Below are 6,628 nucleotides of genomic sequence, written 5' to 3' on the forward strand. Positions count from 1 at the left end.
GGACGCGCTGGCAAAAAAGGTTCAGGACAACCCGATCGGCTCGCTGGTAACCGCAGGTGCGATCGGCTTCGCGCTGGCACTGCTGCTGGCGCGACCCTCGCGCCGCCGCCAGCCGCGATGGCGCTATTATTCGTGAAGGGATCGCGGCCGGAGGGGATCGAAGCCTTGAGAACTCGGAGCCTTGAGAGTTCAGGACTTGAGAGTTCGAAGCGTTGGAGATCAAAGCTTTGGAGATCAAAAACGTGAGCGATGATATTCCGCTGTCGCCTCCGATCTACGAAGATCCCGATGCGGCGTTATACCGTCGTCCATCGCCGGCGACCGAGGCGATCGACGTCTTGAAGGCGGCGATTGAGCGGCTGAAGGCGGCGATCGACGCCGGGCGGCAGCCGGGCATGCCATTGAGCGTGCTCAGCAACGTGGCAAGGGAAGCGCCGCTGGGCTCGCTGGCGCTGGCGTTTCTTCTCGGGGTGGCGATTGGCCGAAGGTCGCGGTGAACTTGCTGTATCGCGACGGTGCCAACTCCTCATCCTGAGGAGCGCGCTTCGCGCGCGTCTCGAAGGATGTAGCCGCTTCGCTCGAAACCGCTAGGCTATTCCGCCGCGGCGCGGACGTGCCGCGCACTTGGCGTGCGCATGGTCACGAGTTCTTCGGCCGCGGTCGGATGCAGCGCCATGGTGGCATCGAAGTCCGCCTTGGTCGCCTTCATCTTCACGGCGATGCCGAGCACCTGCACCATCTCCGCCGCGCCGTCGCCGACGATGTGAACACCGACCACGCGATCGCTCGCGCCATCGACCACCAGCTTCATCAACATGCGGGTGTCGCGGCCCGACAATGTCGCCTTCATCGGGCGGAAGGTGGCCTTATAGATATCGACATGGGTGAAGCGTTCGCAGGCCTGCGCCTCCGTCAGCCCCACGGTGCCGACTTCCGGCTGCGAGAATACCGCGGTCGGAATATCGGCGTGATCGACCCTCACCTCGCGCTTGCCGAACACGGTGTCGGCGAAGGCATGGCCTTCGCGGATCGCGACCGGTGTCAGGTTGATGCGATGGGTGACGTCGCCGATCGCATAGATGTTGTCGACGGACGTCTTCGAAAAAAAGTCGACCGCGATGCCGCCGTTGTCGGGATTGATGGCGACGCCGGCCTTTTCAAGCCCGAGATTGGCGACGTTCGGGTGCCGCCCGATCGCAAACATCACCCGGTCGGAGGCGATGCTCGAGCCGTTCGACAGATGCGAAGTGAATTCGTGGCCGTGCGCATCGACCTTGCTCACGGTGCAGCCGGTCAGAACCGTGATGCCGGCCTTTTCCATTTCGCCGCGCACATGGGTACGGACGTCCTCATCGAAGCCGCGCAGGATATTGTCGCCGCGATAGACGACCGTCACATCCGAGCCGAGACCGGCGAAGATGCAGGCGAATTCGAGCGCGATGTAGCCACCGCCCTGGATCAGGATCCGCCGCGGCAGCTCCGGCAGGTGAAACGCCTCGTTGGATGAAATCACGTGCTCGATGCCCGGGATCGGGGCGCCGTGGTTCGGCGCGCCGCCGGTCGCGATCAGGATGTATTTGGCGCGCACGCGCTCGCCGCTCGTCAGCCGCAGCGTGTGGGCATCCTCCAGCACGGCGCGGGTCTTGAGCACCTTGGCGCCGGACTTCTCGACATTGGTGGTATAGGCCGCCTCGAGCCGTGCGATCTCTTTGTCCTTGTTGGCGATCAGCGCTCCCCAGTCGAAGCTCGGCTCCGGCACGCTCCAGCCGAAGCCCTTGGCGTCCTCGAATTCCTGGTGGAAATGCGAGGCATAGACCAGGAGCTTCTTCGGCACGCAACCGCGGATCACGCAGGTGCCGCCCATCCGATATTCCTCGGCAACCATCACCCGCGCGCCATGGCCGGCGGCGATGCGGGCCGCGCGCACGCCGCCCGAGCCGCCGCCGATGACAAACAGATCAGTATCGAATTCGGCCATGTCACTTCCGCTCGCTGGTCAGATTGGCGTGGAGCAAGATGTAGGTGAACAATGGCGGCGGGGGAAGTGGATGAATGAAGCTCGTCACGCCCGGGCTTGACCCGGGCATGACGAAAAATCAGACTCCCCGCAAGCGGCGCGAGGTGGAAGGGCCGCCGACTAGCCGAGCGGCTTGCCGCGCTTCTTCATCTCCTCGCGGAATTGGGCCACGACCGCCTCGCCGAAGCTTTGCGCCCACTGGTTCATGAACATCATGCTGGCCTGAATCGCGTTCGGCTCCGCGGTCAAAAGCTTCTGGCCGAGCGGCGACTTGTAGAAAGCGGTGAGGTCCTTCATTTCCTGCTCGGTGAAGTCATTGGCGTAGATCTTGGCCATCTGCTCGCCGATTTCCTTTTCCTTGCCGGCCATGCTCTGGGCCACAACCACCGCAACCTCGTTCAGGTCCTTCTGGTAGCTGAGATTGTTGGCGAGGAAGCCGTCCTTGGTGCGCTGAATGATGTTGGGCACCGCGTTCATGTAGACCTGACTCACATTCTTCACCGCCAACAGGTCGCGCGCGGCCTGCATCGCCGAGGCCGACACCGGCTTGAGCTGCGGCGCTTGCGGCGCACCGGCCTGCTGCGCGGCAGCCGGTAGCGGCGAAAGTGCCAGCGACAGCGCTAGTGCCGCCCATTTGAAGTTCCTGCGCATCGAACGGCGAATTCCGTCCAGGAACTTCAAAGGGAGAAGCGGCACTAGAACCATAAATTTGCTAGTGCCCATAACTTTCCGAAGTTCGTGGGAGGTGGTCGCCGAGGTGGTGCACGAACTTCGGAAAGTGGGCACTAGGCCTGCGGCGAGCAAGATTCCCGATGAATGCTTCATTTTTGATTTCTCCTCAAACGCGGCGCTGTTCATGGCCGCTCGACAACACGAATTCCCTGGGAGCCGGCGAGGATCGCCTTGCTGGCAAGACCGATGAATAACCCATGCTCGACGACGCCCGGAATAAGGCCGAGCGAGCGCGCAAGATGCGGCGCATCCGAAATGCGCCCCAAATGAGCATCGACGATCCAGTGGCCGCCATCGGTGACGAAAACGTGACCGTCCTTGGCTGTTCGCAGCACCAATTGGCCAGAAACCCCGCAGGCCGCAAAAGCCGTTTCGATCGCGCGCCGCGTCGCCCCGAGCCCGAACGGAATGACCTCGACCGGCAGCGGAAAGCGACCCAGTGTCTCCACCCATTTGGTTTCGTCGGCAATCACGGTCATGCGGTCGGAGGCCGCCGCCACGATCTTCTCGCGCAACAGCGCGCCACCGCCGCCCTTGATCAGGTTGAGTGCGCCGTCGACCTCGTCGGCGCCATCGACCGTCAGATCGAGCCGATCGACCTCGTCGAGCGTCGTGAGACGAATGCCGCAGCGAATAGCGTCGTTGCGCGTGGCCTCGGACGTGGGAACGCCGATCACCTCCAGCCCGTCGCGCACCCGCGCGCCCAGCAGTTCGACGAAGTGCTTGGCCGTCGAGCCGGTGCCGAGGCCGAGCTTCATGCCGCTCTTGACGTCTTCGAGCGCGCGCGCCGCCGCCTGGCGTTTCAGTTCATCCGGGTTCACTGGCTGACCTACTGGCTGGTGTCCCGGTTCTGACATTCGCACCCCGTCGCCACAGATCCGTTTGCGAATGTCAGAACCATAGGGACACCAGTAAATTTATGATTCTAGTGAAGCTTTAACTCTGACGTTCCTTTGACGAGGTCGCTGCGAAAGCTGAAAGGAACGTCGGAGTTGCTTCACTAGCCGGGAACCTGCCGTCCCGGCGAGGACCTTCTAGCGTCGTTTTGTCGCCAGGGACAGCGCCAGGGAGCGGAATCTCACGGCCAAATCGAAGTATTTCCGGCCGGAAATGCGCAGCCCTTGCATCCTCGGCGGCCGCCCGCTAGCCGTCTTGACATGAGCTCTCCCCGCACCGTCGTTTTCGACCTCGATGGGACGCTGGTCGACACCGCGCCCGACCTGATCAACGCGCTCAATTTCGTGCTCGCGCGCGAAGGCCTGCCGCCGCTGCCGCTGCATTCGGCGCGCAACATGATCGGTGCCGGCGCGCGAAAAATGATCGAGCGCGGCCTCGAAGCCGAAGGCCGCAACGTCAGCCTTGATGAGCTGGCGCGGCTGACCGAAGACTTCATCGGCTATTATGCCGAGCACATCGCGGACGCCTCCCGTCCCTTCGACGGGCTCGAGACGGCACTCGATGAGCTCGCAGGCCGGGGCTTTCGCCTCGCGGTCTGTACCAACAAGCTGGAATGGCTGTCCAAGCGGCTCTTGGACCGGCTCGATCTCTCCAGGCGCTTTGCGGCGATCTGCGGTGCCGACACTTTCGGGGTGGCCAAGCCCGACCCGACGATTCTGCGCCAGACGGTCGCCCGCGCCGGCGGCGAGCTGGCATCGGCCATCATGGTCGGTGACGCCGGCCCCGACGTCGGGGTCGCCCGGCGCGCCGGGGTTCCCGTGATCGGCGTGTCCTTTGGCTACACTGAGGTTCCAATTCTGGACCTCAAACCCGACCGCATCATCGATCACATGAGCGAATTGCACCAGGCTATCGAAAGCCTCTCAAGCTAGCTCCGCTTGCCGGTCCAACGCTTTGTTTCCGAATATATTTCGTGGGCCGATCACAATGTTAACCATCAATTAACCAAGCCGGTTGCCTCGGCATGCCGAGGCTCCTATGGTCGCGCCGGGGAATGTGGCAGTAGGCCGCACCGGTGGACAGGTTTTGGCAAAACGACCGGCTTCCGCGCGGGAATCTCCGCGTGGGTTCGCGACCGACGTGCCCCAAACAATCGAGATGGGATCGCGGCCCGGCCTTTGCCTGACGGGACCCGTGAACTGGAGTGACGGGTCAATCATGCGTCGTGCTTTCGCGATGGCCGTAACCGCAATAGGCCTGGCCGGCTGCTCATCCTTTTCGAGCGGGGATTACTTCAGCTCGTTCCGATCGGCGCCGCCGTCCGTTCAGGTCCAGCTTGAATCGACGCCGCCGGGTGCCGAGGCGCGCACCTCGCTCGGACCCGGCTGCAAGACTCCCTGCTCCGTCAGCGTGACGCCAGGCGAAGGGGTCACCAGCTTCCTGGTGAATTATTCGATGCCGGGCAAGCAGCCGGCGGGCGTGCCGGTCAACGTCATCAAGGTCGATGGCGGCATGTTTTCGGCGAACAGCGTCAAGCTCGAGCCGAACCCTGTGATGGCTGAACTACAGCCGATCGGCCCCCCGCCGAAGCCGGCCAAGCCGATGCGGCCGAAGCGGAGAAAGCCCGCCGCCGAGCCCGCGGCGGATGGATCGATCGATCAGGCCGCCCCGCCGCAGCGTTAGTGAAACATCCGCCGCCTGAGCCGGGTCGCTGCCAGCGCACTGCACAAGAGCCCGCACCTTCAGCAGATTTTCGCATTGTGCGGGGTCATCCGCATGCATAGATTGAGCCCGCGCGTTTGCCTGTGGCCGTAAGCCCGTAAGGCATCCTGGCGGCTGTCAGCCTGAAGGCCTTTGATGACTGTAGCTTTATCCCCCTCGCCTGCTTCGTTGCTGCGCCCGATGACCGACCCGTTCGGCCGGACCATCAGCTATTTGCGCGTTTCGGTGACGGACCGCTGCGACCTGCGCTGCTTCTATTGCATGTCGGAAGACATGACCTTTCTGCCGAAGGCCGACCTTCTGACGCTGGAGGAACTCGACCGGCTGTGCTCGGCCTTCATCGCCAAAGGCGTGAAAAAGCTGCGCCTGACCGGCGGCGAGCCGCTGGTCCGCCGCAATGTGATGTCGCTGGTGCGTGCGCTGTCGCGCCATCTTACCTCCGGCGCGCTTTCGGAACTGACACTGACCACGAACGGCTCGCAGCTTGCGCGCTTTGCCGGGGAACTTGCCGACTGCGGCGTCCGCCGCATCAACGTCTCGCTTGACACGCTCGACCCCGAAAAATTCCGCGCCATCACCCGCTGGGGCGATCTGGACAAGGTGCTGGCCGGCATCGAGGCCGCGCGTTCGGCCGGTCTCGCGGTAAAGATCAATGCGGTCGCGCTCAAGGGCATGAACGAAGACGAGATCCCCTCACTGATCGAGTGGGCGCACGGCAAGGGCATGGGGCTGACACTGATCGAGGTCATGCCGATGGGGGAAGTCGGCGCCGGGCGGATCGACCAGTACGTGCCGCTGTCGCTACTGCGGGCACGGCTCGCCAAGCGATTCACCATGACCGACCTCGACGAAACGACGGGCGGTCCGGCGCGCTATGTCCGTGTCGGTGAGACCGGCGGCAAGCTCGGCTTCATCACGCCGATGACGCATAATTTCTGCGAGTCCTGCAACCGCGTGCGCATCACCTGCACCGGGACCCTGCATACCTGCCTCGGGCATGAAGACGCCTCTGACCTGCGCAAGCCGCTGCGCGCCTCGCCGGATAACGAGTTGCTGGCGGCCGCGATCGACCGCGCCATCGGGCTGAAGCCGAAGGGCCATGACTTCATCATCGACCGCCGGCACAACCGGCCAAGCGTTAACCGCCACATGAGCGTTACCGGCGGTTGAGGCGACCGCGCCTTCGGCAACCGCTTGATCTTTCGTCAATTTACCCATTTTCCAATTGACGGCGCGCAAACGCGCTGAAATGGTGCGGCC

7 protein-coding genes are annotated in these 6,628 nt (G+C 63.5%); 4 read left to right on the forward strand and 3 right to left on the reverse strand.

Annotated features, from left to right (window positions below):
* Window positions 1–242: 242 nt before the first annotated feature.
* A complete protein-coding gene (locus tag VFL62_RS02355; protein ID WP_325170774.1) occupies window positions 243–497 on the forward strand; it encodes a hypothetical protein in 255 nt (84 codons plus the stop codon).
* 95 nt (window positions 498–592) lie between these two features.
* On the opposite strand, the gene gor is transcribed toward VFL62_RS02355, so the two are convergent.
* From gor to rpiA, 3 genes are all read right to left on the reverse strand, one after another.
* Window positions 593–1,978, reverse strand: a complete 1,386-nt coding sequence (gene gor / locus VFL62_RS02360) for a glutathione-disulfide reductase (protein ID WP_325170775.1) — start codon at window positions 1,976–1,978, stop codon at window positions 593–595.
* A gap of 159 nt (window positions 1,979–2,137) precedes the next feature.
* On the reverse strand, window positions 2,138–2,668 hold the full coding sequence (locus tag VFL62_RS02365) for a DUF2059 domain-containing protein (RefSeq protein ID WP_325170776.1): 531 nt from the start codon (window positions 2,666–2,668) through the stop codon (window positions 2,138–2,140).
* A 203-nt stretch (window positions 2,669–2,871) separates the two neighbouring features.
* A complete protein-coding gene (rpiA, locus tag VFL62_RS02370) occupies window positions 2,872–3,570 on the reverse strand; it encodes a ribose-5-phosphate isomerase RpiA (protein WP_325170780.1) in 699 nt (232 codons plus the stop codon).
* A 336-nt stretch (window positions 3,571–3,906) separates the two neighbouring features.
* On the opposite strand from rpiA, the gene VFL62_RS02375 reads away from it, so the two are divergent.
* The 3 genes from VFL62_RS02375 (at window position 3,907) to moaA (ending at window position 6,538) form a co-directional block, all read left to right on the forward strand.
* The gene (locus tag VFL62_RS02375; protein ID WP_325170777.1) at window positions 3,907–4,578 is read left to right on the forward strand and encodes an HAD family hydrolase; all 672 of its coding nucleotides are present in this window, start codon (window positions 3,907–3,909) and stop codon (window positions 4,576–4,578) included.
* A gap of 286 nt (window positions 4,579–4,864) precedes the next feature.
* Window positions 4,865–5,329 (forward strand): hypothetical protein, encoded by a 465-nt coding sequence (locus tag VFL62_RS02380; protein WP_325170778.1) that lies wholly within the window; start codon window positions 4,865–4,867, stop codon window positions 5,327–5,329.
* A gap of 174 nt (window positions 5,330–5,503) precedes the next feature.
* A complete protein-coding gene (moaA, locus tag VFL62_RS02385) occupies window positions 5,504–6,538 on the forward strand; it encodes a GTP 3',8-cyclase MoaA (protein WP_325170779.1) in 1,035 nt (344 codons plus the stop codon).
* Window positions 6,539–6,628: the final 90 nt, after the last annotated feature.

The organism is Bradyrhizobium sp. (assembly GCF_035701725.1).
GTDB lineage: Bacteria > Pseudomonadota > Alphaproteobacteria > Rhizobiales > Xanthobacteraceae > Bradyrhizobium.

Coding starts and splice junctions, on each gene's coding strand:
- gor (WP_325170775.1), bottom strand. CDS start 1,978: ATGGCCGAATTCGATACTGATCTGTTTGTCATCGGCGGCGGCTCGGGC.
- VFL62_RS02365 (WP_325170776.1), bottom strand. CDS start 2,668: ATGCGCAGGAACTTCAAATGGGCGGCACTAGCGCTGTCGCTGGCACTT.
- VFL62_RS02375 (WP_325170777.1), top strand. CDS start 3,907: ATGAGCTCTCCCCGCACCGTCGTTTTCGACCTCGATGGGACGCTGGTC.
- VFL62_RS02380 (WP_325170778.1), top strand. CDS start 4,865: ATGCGTCGTGCTTTCGCGATGGCCGTAACCGCAATAGGCCTGGCCGGC.
- moaA (WP_325170779.1), top strand. CDS start 5,504: ATGACTGTAGCTTTATCCCCCTCGCCTGCTTCGTTGCTGCGCCCGATG.